This window comes from Corynebacterium vitaeruminis DSM 20294 (genome assembly GCF_000550805.1).
Classification (GTDB): Bacteria; Actinomycetota; Actinomycetes; order Mycobacteriales; family Mycobacteriaceae; genus Corynebacterium; species Corynebacterium vitaeruminis.
This window is the reverse complement of record NZ_CP004353.1, coordinates 546045-563071: the sequence shown is the minus strand read 5'-3', so window position 1 is coordinate 563071 and position 17027 is coordinate 546045. Positions and strand designations below refer to the sequence as shown.

Annotated in this window: 16 protein-coding genes; 8 read left to right on the top strand and 8 right to left on the bottom strand. The window is 66.0% G+C overall.

The window, feature by feature from the left end:
- Positions 1–16: 16 nt before the first annotated feature.
- Together B843_RS02740 and B843_RS02735 are read right to left on the bottom strand one after the other, a co-directional pair.
- Complete coding sequence (locus B843_RS02740; RefSeq protein ID WP_025251992.1) at positions 17–697, bottom strand: response regulator; 681 nt, start codon at positions 695–697, stop codon at positions 17–19.
- 17 nt (positions 698–714) lie between these two features.
- The gene (locus tag B843_RS02735; RefSeq protein ID WP_197020785.1) at positions 715–1851 is read right to left on the bottom strand and encodes an ATP-binding protein; all 1137 of its coding nucleotides are present in this window, start codon (positions 1849–1851) and stop codon (positions 715–717) included.
- Between the two features lie 170 nt (positions 1852–2021).
- Between B843_RS02735 and B843_RS02730 the strand changes: the two genes are divergently transcribed.
- The 5 genes from B843_RS02730 to eutC all read left to right on the top strand — a co-directional run bounded on the left by B843_RS02730 (position 2022) and on the right by eutC (position 7688).
- On the top strand, positions 2022–3062 hold the full coding sequence (locus B843_RS02730) for a PspC domain-containing protein (protein ID WP_025251990.1): 1041 nt from the start codon (positions 2022–2024) through the stop codon (positions 3060–3062).
- A gap of 207 nt (positions 3063–3269) precedes the next feature.
- Positions 3270–4022, top strand: coding sequence for an ABC transporter permease (locus B843_RS02725; protein ID WP_025251989.1), 753 nt, complete (start codon positions 3270–3272; stop codon positions 4020–4022).
- Between the two features lie 192 nt (positions 4023–4214).
- Entirely contained in the window at positions 4215–5549 is a 1335-nt protein-coding gene (eat, locus tag B843_RS02720) for an ethanolamine permease (RefSeq protein WP_025251988.1), read from the top strand.
- Positions 5546–6964: an ethanolamine ammonia-lyase subunit EutB gene (locus B843_RS02715; protein WP_025251987.1), complete on the top strand. Its 1419-nt coding sequence runs from the start codon at positions 5546–5548 to the stop codon at positions 6962–6964. The genes eat and B843_RS02715 overlap by 4 nt, the downstream gene beginning before the upstream one ends.
- On the top strand, positions 6957–7688 hold the full coding sequence (gene eutC / locus B843_RS02710; RefSeq protein ID WP_038595181.1) for an ethanolamine ammonia-lyase subunit EutC: 732 nt from the start codon (positions 6957–6959) through the stop codon (positions 7686–7688). The genes B843_RS02715 and eutC overlap by 8 nt, the downstream gene beginning before the upstream one ends.
- Positions 7689–7712: 24 nt before the next feature.
- Here the strand turns inward: eutC and B843_RS02705 are convergent, their stop codons facing one another.
- The 4 genes from B843_RS02705 to B843_RS02690 form a co-directional block, all read right to left on the bottom strand.
- Positions 7713–8177, bottom strand: a complete 465-nt coding sequence (locus B843_RS02705) for an imm68 putative immunity domain-containing protein (protein ID WP_025251986.1) — start codon at positions 8175–8177, stop codon at positions 7713–7715.
- Positions 8178–8254: 77 nt separating this feature from the next.
- Positions 8255–9115: an aldo/keto reductase gene (locus B843_RS02700; RefSeq protein WP_025251985.1), complete on the bottom strand. Its 861-nt coding sequence runs from the start codon at positions 9113–9115 to the stop codon at positions 8255–8257.
- 9 nt (positions 9116–9124) lie between these two features.
- A complete protein-coding gene (locus B843_RS02695) occupies positions 9125–9883 on the bottom strand; it encodes a carboxymuconolactone decarboxylase family protein (RefSeq protein ID WP_025251984.1) in 759 nt (252 codons plus the stop codon).
- A 24-nt stretch (positions 9884–9907) separates the two neighbouring features.
- On the bottom strand, positions 9908–10135 hold the full coding sequence (locus B843_RS02690; RefSeq protein ID WP_155895076.1) for a hypothetical protein: 228 nt from the start codon (positions 10133–10135) through the stop codon (positions 9908–9910).
- A 90-nt stretch (positions 10136–10225) separates the two neighbouring features.
- Here B843_RS02690 and B843_RS02685 point away from each other — a divergent pair, with 90 nt between their 5' ends.
- From B843_RS02685 to B843_RS02675, 3 genes are all read left to right on the top strand, one after another.
- A complete protein-coding gene (locus B843_RS02685; protein WP_025251982.1) occupies positions 10226–11140 on the top strand; it encodes a LysR family transcriptional regulator in 915 nt (304 codons plus the stop codon).
- A 99-nt stretch (positions 11141–11239) separates the two neighbouring features.
- Positions 11240–12256, top strand: coding sequence for an aldo/keto reductase (locus B843_RS02680; RefSeq protein ID WP_025251981.1), 1017 nt, complete (start codon positions 11240–11242; stop codon positions 12254–12256).
- Between the two features lie 40 nt (positions 12257–12296).
- Complete coding sequence (locus B843_RS02675) at positions 12297–13154, top strand: SDR family NAD(P)-dependent oxidoreductase (RefSeq protein WP_025251980.1); 858 nt, start codon at positions 12297–12299, stop codon at positions 13152–13154.
- Positions 13155–13242: 88 nt separating this feature from the next.
- Here B843_RS02675 and guaA read toward each other — a convergent pair whose 3' ends face one another.
- Complete coding sequence (gene guaA / locus B843_RS02670; protein WP_025251979.1) at positions 13243–14808, bottom strand: glutamine-hydrolyzing GMP synthase; 1566 nt, start codon at positions 14806–14808, stop codon at positions 13243–13245.
- A gap of 65 nt (positions 14809–14873) precedes the next feature.
- The gene (locus B843_RS02665; protein ID WP_155895075.1) at positions 14874–16886 is read right to left on the bottom strand and encodes an APC family permease; all 2013 of its coding nucleotides are present in this window, start codon (positions 16884–16886) and stop codon (positions 14874–14876) included.
- Between the last annotated feature and the right edge of the window lie 141 nt (positions 16887–17027).

Here is a 17027-nt window from a genome sequence, read left to right as displayed (position 1 = left end):
GGCGTCGATAAGCACATTAATCAAGATCGCGCGAGTGCGCCCAGCGCGTCAGCGCGTGCCGATTCGACTGCTGCGTCTTGCGCAGAATGTTCGAGGCGTGCGTCTCGACGGTCTTGACCGAGATGAACAGCTCCTGGCCGATCTCCTTGTACGTGTAGCCGCGCGCGAGCAGCTTGAGCACCTCGAGCTCGCGGCGGGTGAGCGCGTCGACGATCGGATCGTCGACGACCGCGCCGTGCTCGACGGCGGCATCGCGCTCGGGTGCATCGACGACGCCGGAACCCGCCGCCTTGTCGGGGCGCGCGAACGCGTCGAGGACGAAGCCGGCGAGCCTAGGGCTGAACACGGCGTCGCCGGAGTTCACGCGCTCGATCGCGTCGACCAGCTCCGGGCCGCTGATCGACTTGGTCACGTACCCGCGAGCGCCCGCGCGGATGACGGAGATGACGTCCTCGGCGGCGTCGGACACCGACAGCGCGAGGAAGCGCGGCGAGGCGCTCACGCCCCGCTGCACCGCGACCCCGCCGCCGTCGGGCATGTGAACGTCGAGCAGCACGACGTCCGGCGAGGTCGCGTCGATGCCCGCGATCGCCTCGGCGACGCTGCCCGCCTCGCCGACGATGCGCACGCGGTCCCCGATCTCGGCCTTGACGCCGGAGCGGAAGACGGAGTGGTCGTCGACGAGGAAGACGGAAATGGGAGCGCTCATGAAAACTATTGTGGCATGGAGATCGCCACTTCGACACCTTCGCCCGGCGCGGTCTTGATCGTCACAGTGCCGCCGTTGCGCTCGACGCGGCCCAGGATCGAGTCGCGCACCCCGTGCCGGTCGGACGGGACGTCGTCGAGGTTGAAGCCAGGGCCGCGGTCGCGCACGTAGAGCTCGAGCCCGCCGAAGCTTTCGGCGTAGACGTCGACGCTATCCACTCCCGCATGCTTGGCGGCGTTAACCATCGCCTCGCGCGCGGCGAGCACCGCGGCCTGCAGCGACTCGGTGAGCGCGAGGTCCTCGCCGACGGTCACCGGCGCGATGCGCACGCCGAAGGTGTCCTCCACCTCGCCGCACGCGCGCTGCAGCGCGGCGAACACCGTGGTGTCCTCCGTCGGCGCGAACAGCCACTGGCGCAGCTCGCGCTCCTGGCCGCGGGCGATCCTGCGCACCTCGGCGGGGTCGTCGGCGCGCTTTTGGATGATGGCGAGCGTCTGCAGGACGGAGTCGTGAAGCCGGTTGGCGATCTCGGCGCGCTCGTCGGCGATGAGCTTCTCCTCGCGCTGGGTGTTAAACCGCGTCCACATCCGCAGCCCGAAGGGAACGCCGAGCGCGGCGACGCCGAGCAGCGTGAGCGAGACCGCGGCGAGCGCCAGCCCGAAGCTCTCGCGGCTGCTCCACTGCACGATCGTGAGCACCACGCCGCCGAGCACGAGCACCGCGCCGAACGCGATGGGCACCACCGCGCGCACCCCGGGCTCCCCGTCCGCGCGATCGAACGACAGCCACGCCAGCCCCGCGCCGACGGCGATGATCGTCAGGGCCGCGAGCACGCCGCCCGACATCCCCGAGGCCATGCCGCCCACCGCGCCCGCGCCGAAGCAGGCCACGACCACAAGCAGGTAGTTGAGCCCGCGGCTAAATCCCGTCTCCGGCGGGGTTTCGAGGTCGCGGGCGGAGGTGAAGATCCACAGACCTATATAAATGAGCAGTCCGAGCCCGCCGCACAGCGCGAGCCCGACGAGCGCCAGCCGCACGTGATCGACGCGCAGCCCGAGGTGCGCCGCGAGCCCCGTCGCGACGCCGGCCAGCACCGCGCCGTCCTTGCGCCGGACGTACTGGGGGTATGCCGCTTCTTGCATCATGCCCCCTATCTTCGCACCCGTCCGCAGGCCCCCGCATCAGGGGTGACCCTGATTTGTTCGCGCTTTTGCTTGTCGACGCCTACCGCCACCCCGACAACCGGCAATGGGGGAAAAGATCGGGGCCTTCCCCGATGCGCTAGGGCGGGCGGCCCCGCGACAATGAAGACATGGACAACACAGGAACTCTCAAGAGCATGTGGGCCACGCGCCCCGTTCGACTGCCCTCCTCTCAGGGCAGCAACGCGAAGGTGGCTGGCGTTGCCGAGGGCATCGGCGTGCGCTACCGCATCGACCCGACGCTCGTGCGCATCGTCTTCGTCGCGGCCGCGCTGTTCGGCGGGGGCATCCTCGCCTACCTGCTGTGCTGGATTCTCATGCCGCGCTACTCGGTGCCCAAGTCGCCGGGCGAGCTGCTGCTAGCCAACATCGACGGCGCAGCACCCGGGGGTGCGACGCTCAAGAAGGAGCAGCGCACCGGCTGGTGGCTCGTGGCCGGCATCGCGATCACCTCGGGGTCCGTGGGACTGCTCAGCGAGGGGATCGTCGACACCTCGCTGTGGATCGTGCTGGCGCTCATGGCCGCCGCCTGGTTCGGGCTGCACGCGCGCACGCCCCAGCCGCCGCAGGGGCTCATCACCGAGACCCCAAAGGATGCCCCGAGCGTCGATCTTGGCGCATACACCCCTGCCGAGGGGTTCGCGGCGCCGTATACCGCGCCGACCCCGCCGGAGTGGGATCCCCTCGGCGCCGCGCCTTCGCTGTGGCACCTGCCGGAGCCGCCGAAGGTGAGCGTCGAAAAGCAAAAAAGCCCCTGGCGATGGATTCTTATTGGGGCCGCGGCGCTGATGGTTGTGGCGGCCTCCGTCGCGCTCACGCAGGCCTCGAAGACGCACCCGGACTTCGGCGACGTGAACACGACCGTGACCGACGAGTCGCAGCTCGCCGCGACCTACGAGACCGAGGCGGGCGACATCACGCTCGACCTCTCCGGGCTGCAGCGCCTGGACGCCGACCGCGAGATCGCCGTGAACAACTCGCTGGGCGACATCACGATCACCCTGCCGACGAAGGTGCCGGTGGTGCTTAATTGCTCCTCTGACCTGGGCGACGTCAACTGCCAGCCCGGCAAGGCGAGCGGCGCGGACTCAGCGCACACGCTGACGATCACCGCGCACAACGACCTAGGCGACGTGCGCGCAACCCCTTAATTGGGGGTAGACCCTCCACTTCGCCCCCTCCTCACGAGGGGGCGTTTTCCATGCTCACGGCGCTAGCCGCCGCGCAGCGGGCAGAGCGGCGTCGAATCTCATACCACGGAATGAATCGATTCCCGACCGCCCACCCTAAGCTTGAAAAACGCTACCAATGATAGACCTTTTCACTAAGGTCGTCCCGACACAGAACGAGGAGACCCCATGGCCATCACCGCCGCTGGCACGAAACGCTTCAGCAAGAAGGCGAAGATCGGCATCGCCACCGGCACCGCCGACTTCACGATCGTCGGCGTGTACAAGAACGCGAACGGGGGCGCGCTGCTCGGCAGCGACTCCACCTCTTATGTTTATGTCCCCTACCCCGCCGAGGCACGGCTGTCGACGGAGGCGAGCGCCGGCGTTGCCTCGTCGTCGATCAGCGTGCGTGCCGACGCCCATCAGGACCAGGCGCAGTTCAAGCAGGACCTGCAGGACTTCCTCGACACGATGTACGCCGACGACCCCGACTACCGCGCGAAGGTCGGCGACTTCAAGAAGGAGCTGGAAAGCTTCAACAAGATCATCTCCACCATGTCGCTGGCGATCTCGGCGATCGGCGGCATCTCGCTGCTCGTCGGCGGCATCGGCGTCATGAACATCATGCTCATCACCGTCACCGAGCGCACCCGCGAGATCGGCGTTCGCAAGGCGCTCGGCGCCACGCGTCGCGACATCCGCGTGCAGTTCGTCGTCGAGGCGATCATCGTGTGCATGATCGGCGGGCTCATCGGGATCGCGCTCGGCGCCGCGCTCGGCATGATCGGCTCGACGCTTTTGGGTACGTTCGTGTTCCCACCCCTGGGAGGCATCGTCTTGTCGCTACTGTTCTCGCTGATCATCGGCCTCTTCTTCGGCTACTACCCCGCCGGTAAGGCCGCGCGCCTGAACCCGATTGAGGCGTTGCGGTACGAATAGAGGCTTGTCGACGCCTACGGTTGGTGGCCGTAGGCGTCGACAATCGTGCTAATCAAAGAAGGCGCGAGTGAATACAAATTTTTGTTTCTGTCGGTCGATAGATATAAATTAGGTCGTATCGTCAAACTGCTCATCGAAGGAAGTGCGACCATGGCCATTTTGACCTCCCACGAAACGTCAACTGCAAGCACAGTGACCGAAAGCAAGCTCAAGCAAGGCACCCTAGGCTGGCTGCTCATCACGAGCTTGGGTGTTTCATTCGTTATCTCAGGCGACTTCGCCGGTTGGCAGTTCGGTCTCGCCGACGGCGGGTGGGGCGGCATGGCCATCGCCCTCGTCATCGTCACCGTCTTATACCTGACCATGTGCATGTCGCTGGCCGAGCTCTCGGCGGCCCTGCCCAGCGCAGGTGGCGGGCACCGCTTCGCCACGGCGGCCTTCGGTCCCCTCGGCGGATTCATCACGGCGGCTGCCATCGTGATCGAGTACGTCGTCGCCCCCGCCGCGATCTCCACTTTCATCGGTTCCTACGTCGAGTCGCTCCACCTGTTCGGACTCACCAGCGGCTGGCCGATCTATCTCGCTTGCTACGTCGTCTTCGTCGGCGTCCACCTCGCGGGTGCCGGTGAAGCATTAAAGCTGATGCTCGGGATCACCGCCGTCGCGGCGGTCGCGCTCATCGCGTACACCGTCGTCATGCTTCCCCATTTCGACGGGGCGGCGCTCACTCAGGGCATCGAGCTATTCCCGCACGGCGCCACAAGCGTCTGGGCAGCCATCCCCTTCGCCATCTGGTTCTACCTCGCAGTCGAGGGCGTGCCGATGGCAGCCGAGGAGGCACGCGAGCCCCACCGCACCATCCCCCGAGCTATCTTGAGCTCCATGGCGATCCTCACGATCTCCGCCATTGCAATGCTCGTCGTGGGCCCAGGTGCCGCTGGCACCGACGTCTTCGCAGAGTCCGGGAACCCCTTGGTCAGCGGTCTCGAGGCCGTCGGGGCGAATCCGACCTTCGTGACGACGATCAATGCAGCCGCACTCATCGGGCTGATCGCTTCCTTCTTCTCCATCACGTACGGCTACTCGCGCCTTATCTACTCCCTCGCAAACGAGCAGGTATTGCCGTCATTCCTTAGTAAGGTCAACGGCCGAGGGGTACCCACCTACGCGCTCATCATTCCGGCGGTTCTTGGCTTCGCCCTCACGCTGTTTGTCGAGGGCGACACTCTCATGAGCGTCGCGGTGTTCGGCGCGGTCATCTCCTACGCGCTCATGATGGCCAGCCACTTCGTCCTGCGCCGGACAAACCCGACCCTGCCGCGCCCCTACAAGACGCCGGGCGGCCAGGCCACCTCGGGCATCGCTTTCCTCCTCGCGTGCGGGGCGATCGTGTCTGCCTTCGTGTCCAACTTCGCGGTAGGGGCGGTATCGACCGCGGTTCTCGCCCTCATGGTCGGTGTCTACCTTCTCTCGCAGCGATCCGGCCAACCGACAAGGGATGCGAAGCCGAGCGAGGTCGAGGCATGATCTATTCGCAGTCCCTCGGCGGGCATACCTATCAGTTCGCCTCGCTGAACGACGTCCTTGCCAAGGCCTCTCCCCATCGCTCCGGCGACGTGCTCTCAGGGGCCGCGGCCTCCTCGGCGCAAGAGCGGGCAGCCGCGCGCTGGGTGCTCGCCGACATCCCCCTCCGGGACCTCCTTGACCAACCAGCGCTCCCCTACGAATCGGATTCGGTCACCCGCGTCGTTCTCGACGGCCTCGACCTCGAGTGCTTCGGGATCGTCGCGTCGCTTACCGTCGGCGAGTTTCGCGAATGGCTCTTGGCCGCCTGCTATCGAGAAGAAGGCGGCATGGATCTCGCGGCCCTCGCCAAGGGGCTCACGCCGGAAATGGTCGCCGCCGTGTCAAAGCTCATGAGCAATGGTGAGCTCATCGCCGTTGCGGGCGCGATCGAGAACGTCACGGCTTTCCGCAGCACGATTGGACGGAAGGGCACGCTTGCTACGCGCCTGCAGCCTAACCACCCCACCGACGACCCCGTCGGGGTGGCCGCCTCCATCGCGGATGGGCTGCTCATGGGCTCGGGCGATGCAGTGATCGGCATCAACCCTGCGACCGACATCCCTTCGCGCGTGGACACCCTGCTCCGTCTCATCGACGAGGTGCGCGAGCGCTACGAGGTGCCCACCCAATCCTGCGTCCTTACGCATGTCACCACGACGATTGATCTGATCGACAAAGGCTCGCCTGTCGATCTCGTCTTCCAATCAATCGCGGGCACCGAGGGCACCAATGACAGCTTCGGGGTCACCCCAGAGATCCTCGACGAGGCCTACTCCGCCGCGCTGTCGCTCGGCCGCGGTTCGGTGGGCAACAACTGCATGTACTTCGAAACGGGCCAGGGCTCCGCGCTTTCCGCGGCGGCGCATCGCGACGCCGACGGTCGCCCCATCGACCAGCAAACGCTCGAGGCGCGCGCCTATGGCCTTGCGCGTCGCTACAATCCGCTGCTCGTGAACACCGTGGTGGGGTTCATCGGCCCCGAGTACCTCTACGACGGCAAGCAGATTATCCGGGCGGGGCTCGAGGACCTCTTCTGCGGCAAACTGCTGGGCCTGCCGATGGGCGTCGACGTCTGCTACACCAACCACGCCGAGGCCGACTCAGACGACATGGACACGCTCCTCCACTTGCTCATCCAAGCCGGAACCGCGTTCGTCATTTGTGTGCCTGGCGCCGATGACATCATGCTCGGCTACCAGTCGCTGAGCTACCACGACGTCGCCCTCGCCCGCGCGGTCACGGGGCGAGGGTTTGCTCCCGAGTTCGGTTCGTGGCTGCGCGGGATGCAGCTTGTCGACGACCACGGTGCGCTGAGCGCCCATCCTGCGCTCGAGATCGGGCAGCTTCTTCAGATCGGAGGACGTACTCATGTCTAGTCTCAGCCCCACCGAGCAGCTGCGCTCCCTCACCCCCGCGCGCGTGGGCCTGGGCCGAACAGGCGCCGCGATCCCCACGCGCGCCCGGCTCGAGTTCCTCAGCGCGCACGCATCCGCGCGCGACGCCGTCCACACCCCGCTGGACTCGGCTGCCCTTGAGGAGGAGCTGCGTAGCCTTGGCGTCGACAAGCCAGTGCACGTGCACTCGAAGGCCGAAAGCCGCGAGCTTTACCTCATGCGCCCCGACCTTGGCAGGCTTCCCGGCACGCTTCCGTCGCTGGACGAGTGCTCGGGACAGGTGGGCGTCGTACTTGCCGACGGGCTATCCCCCATCGCCGTCGCCGAACACGGCCCGAGAATGTACGACGCCATCAGGCGGGCGCTGCCCTCGTACGACGTCGCGACGCCGGTCATCGCGCACCAGGCGCGAGTCGCGCTTGGCGACCACATCGGGCACGCAGCGGGGTGGGACGTCACCCTTGTCCTCATCGGCGAACGACCGGGGCTTTCTGTGCCCAGTTCGTTAGGGATCTATTCGACGTGGCGGACAAGGCCCGGGACCACCGACGAGTCGCGCAATTGTGTGTCCAACATCCACCCGCCGGAGGGGATGGGATACGCGGAGGCGGCGAATCTCGTGGCCTTCTACGTCGACCAATACTTCGCCCAAGGGCGGTCGGGGTTCATGATCAAGGCCGCTGAGCAGACGCCGGCTGTGCGCTAGAAGCCGTAGGCGTCGACAAGCGTGCTAATCGAGCGAGGCGCGAATCTCCTCGCAGAGGTTGCCGATCTCGTACCAATCGTCCTCGTCGAACTGCTCCGCGATGGCGTGCTCCTCCGGCATGAGCGCGAAGTACTTCAGCGCCGTGGTGATCTGCGTGTTCTCCTTGGGGCCGGCGTCGACACGCATGTTGCGGTCCTTCGCGCCGCCGATGCGCGCGAGGTTGAAGCGGCGGGTCGTTTTCGACTCGAGCAGCAGCACCGACAGGTCCATGATCACCGGGAAGACCTGGTCGAAGTGGTAGTCGACGCCGTCGACCGTGGCATCGAGGCGCGCGTCGGTGTAGTTGCCCGCGAGCTTGTCGATGCCTAGGTCGGCGAAGATCTCGGAGACCTCGAGGATCTCCTTGTCCTTCGCGTCGAGGTAGGCGACGAGGGTGGCGCTGTCAGCGCTGTCACCGAAGAACCGTCCCCAGTACTTGTCGATGATCATGGCAGGTCCCTTCCCTCGTCGTTCGTCGAAAAAGCATACTACGCTTTCCGACGCCTACGGCCTCGAACCCGCACCCGCTACTTCGCCGCAAACACCGGGAAGAAGCTGTGCTCGCCGTAGTCCGGCTCGTCCTTGATCTCGTCGAGGGCGGCCATGTCGTCGTCGGCGATCTCGAAGTCGATGTCGAGGTTCGCGCGCAGCCGCTCCGGGCTGGTGGTCTTCGGCAGCGGCACGAGCCCCTTCTGCACGAGGTAGCGGATCGACAGCTGGGCCACGCTCACGCCGTACTTCTCCGCTAGGGCCGCAATCTTCGGGTTCTTGAAGTTCGCGCCGTGGCCGAGCGGCGAGTAGGCCTCCACGAGCACGTCGTTGTCCTTGCAGAAGCCGATGAGCTCGGTCGGCATATTCGACAGGTGCGCCAGGATCTGGTTGACCGCGGGCTTCACACGCCCGTTGTCGAGGATGTTCTGCAGATCGTCGACGAGGAAGTTCGACACGCCGATCGCGCGGATCTTGCCCGCGGCCTGCGCGTCCTCGAGCGCACGCCACGCCTCGAGGTTCTCGGCGAAGAAGCGGTTGTCCACCTCGCGGAACTCCGCCCACGGCTGCGGGCTGTGGATGATCATGAGGTCGACGTAGTCGAGGCCGAGCTTGCGCAGCGACTCGTCGATCGACGCCGCAGCGGAGTCGTAGTCCTTCGCCTCCGCGGCGACCTTCGTGGTGATAAACAGCTCCTCACGCGCGACGCCGGAGTCCTTGATGCCGCGCCCCACGCCCGCCTCGTTGCCGTAGGCCTGCGCGGTGTCGATGTGGCGGTAGCCCGCCTTGATGGCGTCGGCCACGAGCGGGGCGACCGCGTCGTCGTCGATGAGCCAGGTGCCGAATCCAACGGCCGGGATGTCGGCCCCAGTGTTCAGGGTAAAGCTAGGGATGGTCATTGTTGCTCCTTAAAGTGCGTTGTACTCGTCATCGGACACCGGCTCGAGCCATTCGTTGCTGGTCTCGGTGCCGGACACGGCGATGGCGAGGTGGCTAAACCAGCTGTCCTTCGCAGCACCGTGCCAATGCTTAACGTTAGCGGGGATGTTGACGACGTCGCCCGGCTTGAGCGCCTGGGCCGGCTTGCCCCACTCCTGGTACCAGCCGTTGCCGCCGACGCAGATGAGCTGCTGCCCGCCGCCGGTCGCGGCGTGGTGGATGTGCCAGTTGTTGCGGCAGCCCGGCTCGAAGGTGACGTTGTGTAGCACGACCTGCTCGCTCGAGACCTCGGCAAGGTAGCTCTGCCCGATGAAGTACTCGGCGAACGCGTCGTTCGGCTCGCCGACGGGGAACATCGAGGTCTGCTCGTACTGTTCCTTCGTCATTTCGCTTGTCGACGTCCCTTCGGCGTCGCTCCACACGCCCTTCGCGAGGCGGAACGCCGCCCACGCCTTCGGCCAGCCAGCGTAGAAGGCCACGTGCGTAATAAGGGCTGCGATCTCCTCCTTCGAGACGCCGTTCTTCTTCGCGGTCTGGAGGTGGTAGCCGAAGGAGTCGTCGACAAGCCCCTGCGCAAGAAGCGCGGTGACGGTGATGATGCTGCGCTGCTTGAGCGGCAGCGCCTCGTTCGACCAGACCTGGCCAAAGAGGACGTCGTCGTTGAGCGCGGCGAAGGCGGGGGCGAAGTCGCCGAGCTGATCGCGACCCGCGGTTTGCTTGATTGCCATGGTGGGTGCCTTTTCTGTGTTGTCTTAAGCGTTGAGTTGGGCAATGACGGTGTCGAGGGAGAGCAGCTGGCGGTGGCACCTGCGTGAGGCGTCCACCAGCGCAAACCTCTGCGTGGCGAACAGGGCCTTCGCCTCGCCCGCGTGGCCTGCACTAATGAGCATGGCCACCCTGCGCGCGAGCTCCCCCGACAGGCCCGCATCCAACAGCAGGCCGGTGGTGTCGAGGTCGCTTCGCTCCGTTTTTCCTTGCACGTTTCCCACCCTAGGCACGCGCGTGATGTATGTAAAATGTAAATATTTCATTGGTTATATACGCATATTGCATACAAGAAGGGCCCGCGCGTGGAGCTTCGCAACCTCGAAACCTTCCTCACCATCGTCCACGAGGGCAGCATCTCAGGTGCCGCCGACGAGCTCATGCTCACCCAGCCAACCGTGTCGCGCCAACTGGCGGAGCTCGAAAAACAACTGGGCACGCAGCTCCTCGAGCGCACGCGCAACGGCGTCACGATGACTCACGACGGGATGCTGCTCGCGCGCCGCGCGGGCGAGATCCTCGACCTCGTGCGCACCACCGAGACCGAGATCTACGCCAGCCGCGGCGAAGTCGCGGGCGTCGTGCGTATCGGGGCCGCCGAGACGACGGCGTTCGACTACATCGCCCGCACGATCCGAAAGCTGCGCGACCTCTACCCCGACCTGCGCTTCCACATCGTGTCGACAACCGCCGACGACGCCATCGAACGCATGGAAAACGGCCGCCTCGACTGCGCACTCATCCTCGGCAAGACGCCGCGGGGCTTCGAGGACATCCCGCTGCCGACCAACGAGGTCCCAGGCTTGCTCATGCGAAAGAAGCACCCTTTGGCGTCGAAGCGCGTCATCAGCGTCGATGACTTGCGCGGCATCCCGTTGCTCGTCTCGCAGCGCTACGCCGACAACAAGCTGCCGCTGCTGCCTGGCGTCGACCCGTCGACGCTCGACATCGTCGGCACGCACAACCTCCATTACAACTCCGGTCGCCTCGTGCGCGCTGGCGTCGGCTGCGCGATCACGCTCCAAGGCCTGAGCAACGACCCCGGTCTTACCTTCCGCCCGATCGACATCAAGGCCGAGATCCCCGCGCAGGTGGTTTGGAAATCGCGCCAATCGCAGTCGCGCGCCTACGAGGCATTCCTGTTGCAGCTTGCACAGATGCTTGTCGACGCGGAGCGTACCGTCGGCAAGCAAAAGAACAAAAAGCGCATGAAACGGTAGTTGTATGCAGCTTGCGTATGGCCGACATGCGAAAAGTCGGCCTTTAAACTCGGGCAATTCGGTGGCAGTCTGGGAGATAACCGATTAGAAGGAGCAGCAATGCGCTACACCACGCTTGGACGAACCGACATCACGGTCCCCCGGCTGTGCATCGGCGGCATGAGCTTCGGCAAGGTGTTCCCCGATTTCCACCAGTGGGTCATCGATCAGGAAGGCACCCAGGTCGTCATCGCTCGCGCGCTGGAGCTCGGCGTCAACTTCATCGACACCGCCAACACCTACGCACACGGCACGAGCGAGGAGTTTATCGGCCAGTCGCTGAAAAACCTCGGCGTCAAGCGTGAAGACGTCGTGCTCGCCAGCAAGGTGTTCTTCAACGAAGGCGCGCTTTCCCGTACGGCCATCGAGCGCGAGATCGACGGCACGCTCGCCCGCCTGCAGACCGATTACCTGGATCTTTACATCATCCACCGCTTCGACTACTCGACCCCCATCGAGGAGACGATGGAGGCGCTCGACTCGCTCGTGCGCGCTGGCAAGGTCCGCGCGCTCGGCGCCAGCGCGATGTACGGCTACCAGTTCCACAACATGCAGCTTTCCGCCGACGCCAACGGCTGGACCAGGTTCTCCAGCATGCAAAACCACTACAACCTGCTCTACCGCGAGGACGAGCGCGAGCTCATCCCCGTCTGCCAGCAATACGGCGTGTCCCTGACGCCGTACAGCCCGCTCGCCTCCGGGCACCTGACGCGCCCCACCTGGGACTCCGACAGCACGCGCTCGACCACCGACGGCACGATGCGCAACAAGTACGACCGCGGCCGCGAGATCGACATGCCTATCGTCACGCGCGTCGCCGAGCTTGCGTCGCGTTACGACGTTCCCATGGCGGATGTCGCACTCGCTTGGCACTGGGCCAAGGGCGTGGCCGCCCCCATCGTCGGCTGCTCGCGCCCGAGCCGCGTCGACGATGCCGTGCGCGCCCTCGACCTCACGCTCACCGACGAGGACATCGCCTACCTCGAGGAACCCTACCTCCCCCACGAGCTGGTCGGCCCCATCGCGCGCCCCGGCGACAAGCCGCTGGCGGGCACGGACGTCCAACGAAAGTCCTAACCCCGTTACTTTCCCCGTCGAAAGCGCCTAGTGTGGGGACATGAACACCGTCCTCATCACTGGCGCCAACTCGGGCCTCGGATTCGAGACCGCACGCCGTCTCGCCGCCGCCGGTCGCCCCGTCATTTTGGCGTGCCGCAACCACGATCGGGCCGAGGCCGCCCTCGAGAAGATCCTCGACGAGTCGCCCAACGCGCAGGTCACGACGCTCGCGCTCGACACCTCCTCGCTCAAGTCGGTCCGCGCCGCCGTCGATTCGCTCTCGGGCGTGAAGCTCGCGGGCCTCATCAACAACGCAGGCATTTCGCCGCTTCACGACGGAAAGACGCCTGACGGTTTCGAGCTCGTCTTCGCGACGAATTACCTCGGCCACTTCCTACTCACCCTGCTGCTCCTACCCCAGCTGACGCCGACCGCGCGCATCGTCAACGTCACCAGCGACATGCACAACCCGCCCGGCGGGATCACCTGGCCCGGCGTCGAGCACCTCGCCCACCCCAGTAAGGTCGATCGCCGCAAGTACGCCTACTCGAAACTCGCGAACCTGTATTTTACCTACGCGCTCGCGCGCAGGCTCAAGGCGCAGGGCAGCAAGATCACGGTCAACGCCTTCAACCCGGGCATGATGCAGACGAACTTCGCGCCCGCCACGCGCACGAAGGAGGAGGTCGACGAGATCAAGCGGCGCATGCCAGATCGCATCGGCGACCTCGATACCTCCGCCGACACGCTCGCCGAGATGATGACCAAGCCGTCGCTTTCCAAGCGCAGCGGGGCTTACGTCGACCGCGATCGCGGAGTGGCGCGTTCCTCGGAGCTGTCCTACGACGAACGAAACCAAGAGGAGCTGTGGGAGGCGAGCCTGAGGTTTACCGGGATGGAAACACTCGACGAATAATCCCGCGTGGTGTCCGCGCCGCCGAAGGCCGTCGACAAGCGAAAAGGCAAAAGCCCCGGATCCGTATCGGATCACGGGGCCTTGTGCGCTACTCCCACTCGATGGTTCCCGGCGGCTTGGACGTGCAGTCCAGCACGACGCGGTTGACGTCGGGCACCTCGTTGGTGATGCGCGTGGAGATCTTCTCCAGCACGTCGTACGGCAGGCGGGTCCAGTCGGCGGTCATGGCGTCCTCGGAGGAAACCGGGCGCAGCACGATCGGGTGGCCGTAGGTGCGGCCGTCGCCCTGGACGCCCACGGAGCGGACGTCGGCGAGCAAAACCACCGGGCACTGCCAGATCTCGCCGTCGAGACCCGCGGCGGTGAGCTCGGTGCGCGCGATGAGGTCGGCGGCGCGCAGCGTCTCGAGGCGCTCCTCGGTGACCTCGCCGATGATGCGGATGCCCAGTCCCGGGCCCGGGAAGGGCTGGCGGTTGACGATCTCCTCAGGAAGGCCGAGCTCGCGGCCCACGGCGCGGACCTCGTCCTTGAACAGCAAACGAAGCGGCTCGACGAGCGAGAACTCGACGTCGTCGGGCAGGCCACCGACGTTGTGGTGGCTCTTGATGGTGGCGGTGCCGGAGCCGCCGCCGGACTCGACCACGTCCGGGTACAAGGTGCCCTGGACGAGGAAGTCGACCTGCTCGCCCTCCAGCACGGAGGCAACAGAGCGCTCGAAGGAGCGGATGAACTCCGCGCCGATGGCCTTGCGCTTGGCCTCGGGGTCGGTAACACCCGCGAGCCTGTCGAGGAACGCGGCGCGCTCGTCGGCGACGACGAGCTTCGCGCCGGTGGAGGCGACGAAGTCCTTCTCCACCTGCTCGCGCTCGCCCGCGCGCAACAGGCCGTGGTCGACGAGGATGCAGGTCAGGCGGTCGCCGATGGCGCGCTGCACGATGGCGCCCGCCACCGCGGAGTCCACGCCGCCGGACAGGCCGCAGATCGCATGGCCGTCGGGGCCGATCTGCTCGCGGACGGCCTCGATGAGCTCCTCGGCGATGTTGGCCGGGGTCCAGTTCTGCTCAAGGCCCGCGATCTCGGTGAGGAAGCGCTCCAGCACCTCCTGGCCGTGCGGGGAGTGCAACACCTCCGGGTGGTACTGCACGCCCGCCATGCGCTTGTCGACGCACTCGAAGGCGGCGACCGGCGCGCCCGCGGACGACGCGGTCACGGTGAAGCCCTCCGGCGCCTCGGAGACGGCGTCGCCGTGGCTCATCCACACCTTGTGGGTGGTCTCCAGGCCGGCGTGGAGGACGCCGCCGGACACCGTCATGTCGGTGCGGCCGTACTCGCGGTCGCCGGTGGAGGCGACGGTGCCGCCCAGGGTCTTGGTCATGAACTGGAAGCCGTAGCAGATGCCGAACACCGGCAGCCCCAGGTTGATGATCTCCGGGTCCAGCTGCGGGGCGCCGTCCTCGTACACCGAGCTGGGACCGCCCGACAGGACGAGCGCGGCGGGGTTTTTCGCCTTGACTTCTTCGACGGTCACGGTGTGCGGGACAACCTCGGAGTAGATGTTGGCCTCGCGCACGCGGCGCGCAATGAGCTGCGCATACTGGGCGCCAAAATCGACGACCAGCACCGGATTGTGCTTTTGGGAGGTTTGCTGTGTCACGGAATAAAAGTCTACCTTGTGCCCCATAAAACCCTGAATCCGGGGACGGCGGCTAAAGGCGGGACCTAACCCACGTGCACGTGCGGCCGCGACTGCCAGTCCGGGTAGGCCCGGCGCAGGATCTCGTGGACCACGACGGCGTTTTGCCCCTTGCCGATCGTCAAGAAGCGCAGCATGTCGCGCACCGGCGATCCCGGCGACCAGGAGAAGTAGAGGTCCACCGGGCTGCGGTGGTGCAGGTCGACGGCGATGGCGGCGATCGCGTTGGGAACGGAGGCCGCCGTCGTGCGCAGCACCGAGGCGTCGCCCACGCGGCAGCCCGTGACCGACAGCGGCGTGAGGAACTCGCTGGCGTCGCGCACGCCCACCTCGAGGAAGATGATCGGCTGGTTCTCGGGGATGAGGTGGCGGCGGCGCATCTCGTGCTCCTTGCGCTCGTAGTCCTGCACGCTCGTGGCGTCGGAACGGTGCGCGATGATCGACAGCTTGCCCACGCGGGCGGCGTCGATAAGCTTCAGCGCCGTGGTGTCGTAGTCGATGGTGAAGCTGCGCAGCTCGAAGGAGCGGGACGTGCGCGAGATCGCGGAGACGACCACGATGCCGACGATGAAGAAGCTGGCCACGTGCAGGCCCTCGGGGCGCTCGATCATGTTCGCCACGGCGGTGTAGGCGAAGGCGACGGTCACGAGCCCGAAGAAGACCGGCATGAGATACTGCCGCCACCTGATCGCGACGGGGCCCTGGCCTACGGGGTGGCGCGCGCGCACCCGGTCGATGGCGGTGAACTCCTCCGTGATTGCCAAGCCATCGGCGTCGACAAGCGTTCTATCGCTAGAGGTGTCCTCGACTGTTTCTGCGAGCAGCTTGTTTGCTTTTCGACGCTTCTGAAGCGACTGATACACGGCCAGAGTGGAAGCGAGCGCGCCGGAGAACAGCAGCACGAGGACGCCGGTCGCGTACGCGCCGGACTGGGCATCCACGTTGGCCTTGAACAGGAAGGTGACGACGAGCGCGATGGCGAGGACGACGAGCACGAGCGGGCGCTGGCGCGCGACCCACGCCGGGGCCATGCCGAACTTCGGCAGGAACTTCGGGATGAGGTTGAGAAGCCCGGCCATGGCGGACGCGCCCGCGAACCACAGGATGAACACGGTCACCCAGTCGTAGAGGCCGCCGACGACGGGGCCGAGCTGCTCGTGGGCGAGGTAAGCCAGCGCGCGGCCGTTCGCGGAGCCGCCCGCCTCGAGCTCGGCGGCGGGCACCATGATGGTCACGACCATCGACGAGGCCGCGAGCATGACGCACATGATCGCCGCGGAGGTGGTCAGGAGCTTCTTTGCTCCCCGCAGCTGGGCTTCCTTGTCCTTGCCCTCGATCTGCGGGATGACCGACACGCCGGTCTCGAAGCCGGAGAGGCCGAGCGCGATCTTGGGGAAGACGAGCGCAGCGATGAGCACCATGCCTACCGGATCGGGGTGGACCGCGCGCAGGTTGTGCCACCAGTCGGTCACGAGCGACGGGTCGGCTGCCAAGTGGAAGACGCCGTTGCCCACGACGACGATGTTGAGCAGCAGGTAGGCGGTCACGAGCACGAAGGAGATGCCGATGGCCTCGTTGAACCCGCGCAGGAAGATGGCGGCGAGCCCGAGGATGAGCAGGAAGGTCACCGGCATGTTCCACGCCCCGCCGGAGGTGTGCAGCAGGTGGGCGGTGGCGTCCGCCGCGGACAAGGTGATCGTGATGATGAAGTCGGTGCACACGAAGCCGAGCAGCACGAGGATGAGCAGCTTGCCCTTCCAGCCGGAAACCTGCCGCGCGAGCACGGCGATGCTGCCCTGCCCGCCGGGCGCCTCCTTGGCGATGTGCCGGTAGACGGGGACCGCGCCGAGCAGCGTGAGGAGGATAAGGAAGACCGTGGCGATGGGCGCCAGCGCGCCGGCCGCGAGCACCGCGATGCCGGGCTGATAACCAAGGGTGGAGTAGTAATCGACGCCCGAGAGGCACATTACCTTCCACCAGGGATGGCGGTTGCTCTTCACGGTTTTCGCCGAAGAACTCCGCATCTGATTCGAAGTCACAAGGAATTTCTACTCTAAAACAAGGCGATCACAAACATGATTGGGCAAAAATCAACCTTCGCGTTTGCCGAGTCCCCGCTCGACCGAGGCTTTGCGCACGTTAAGAGGCCTATCAATCACCACTCATTGATGCTGACAGAA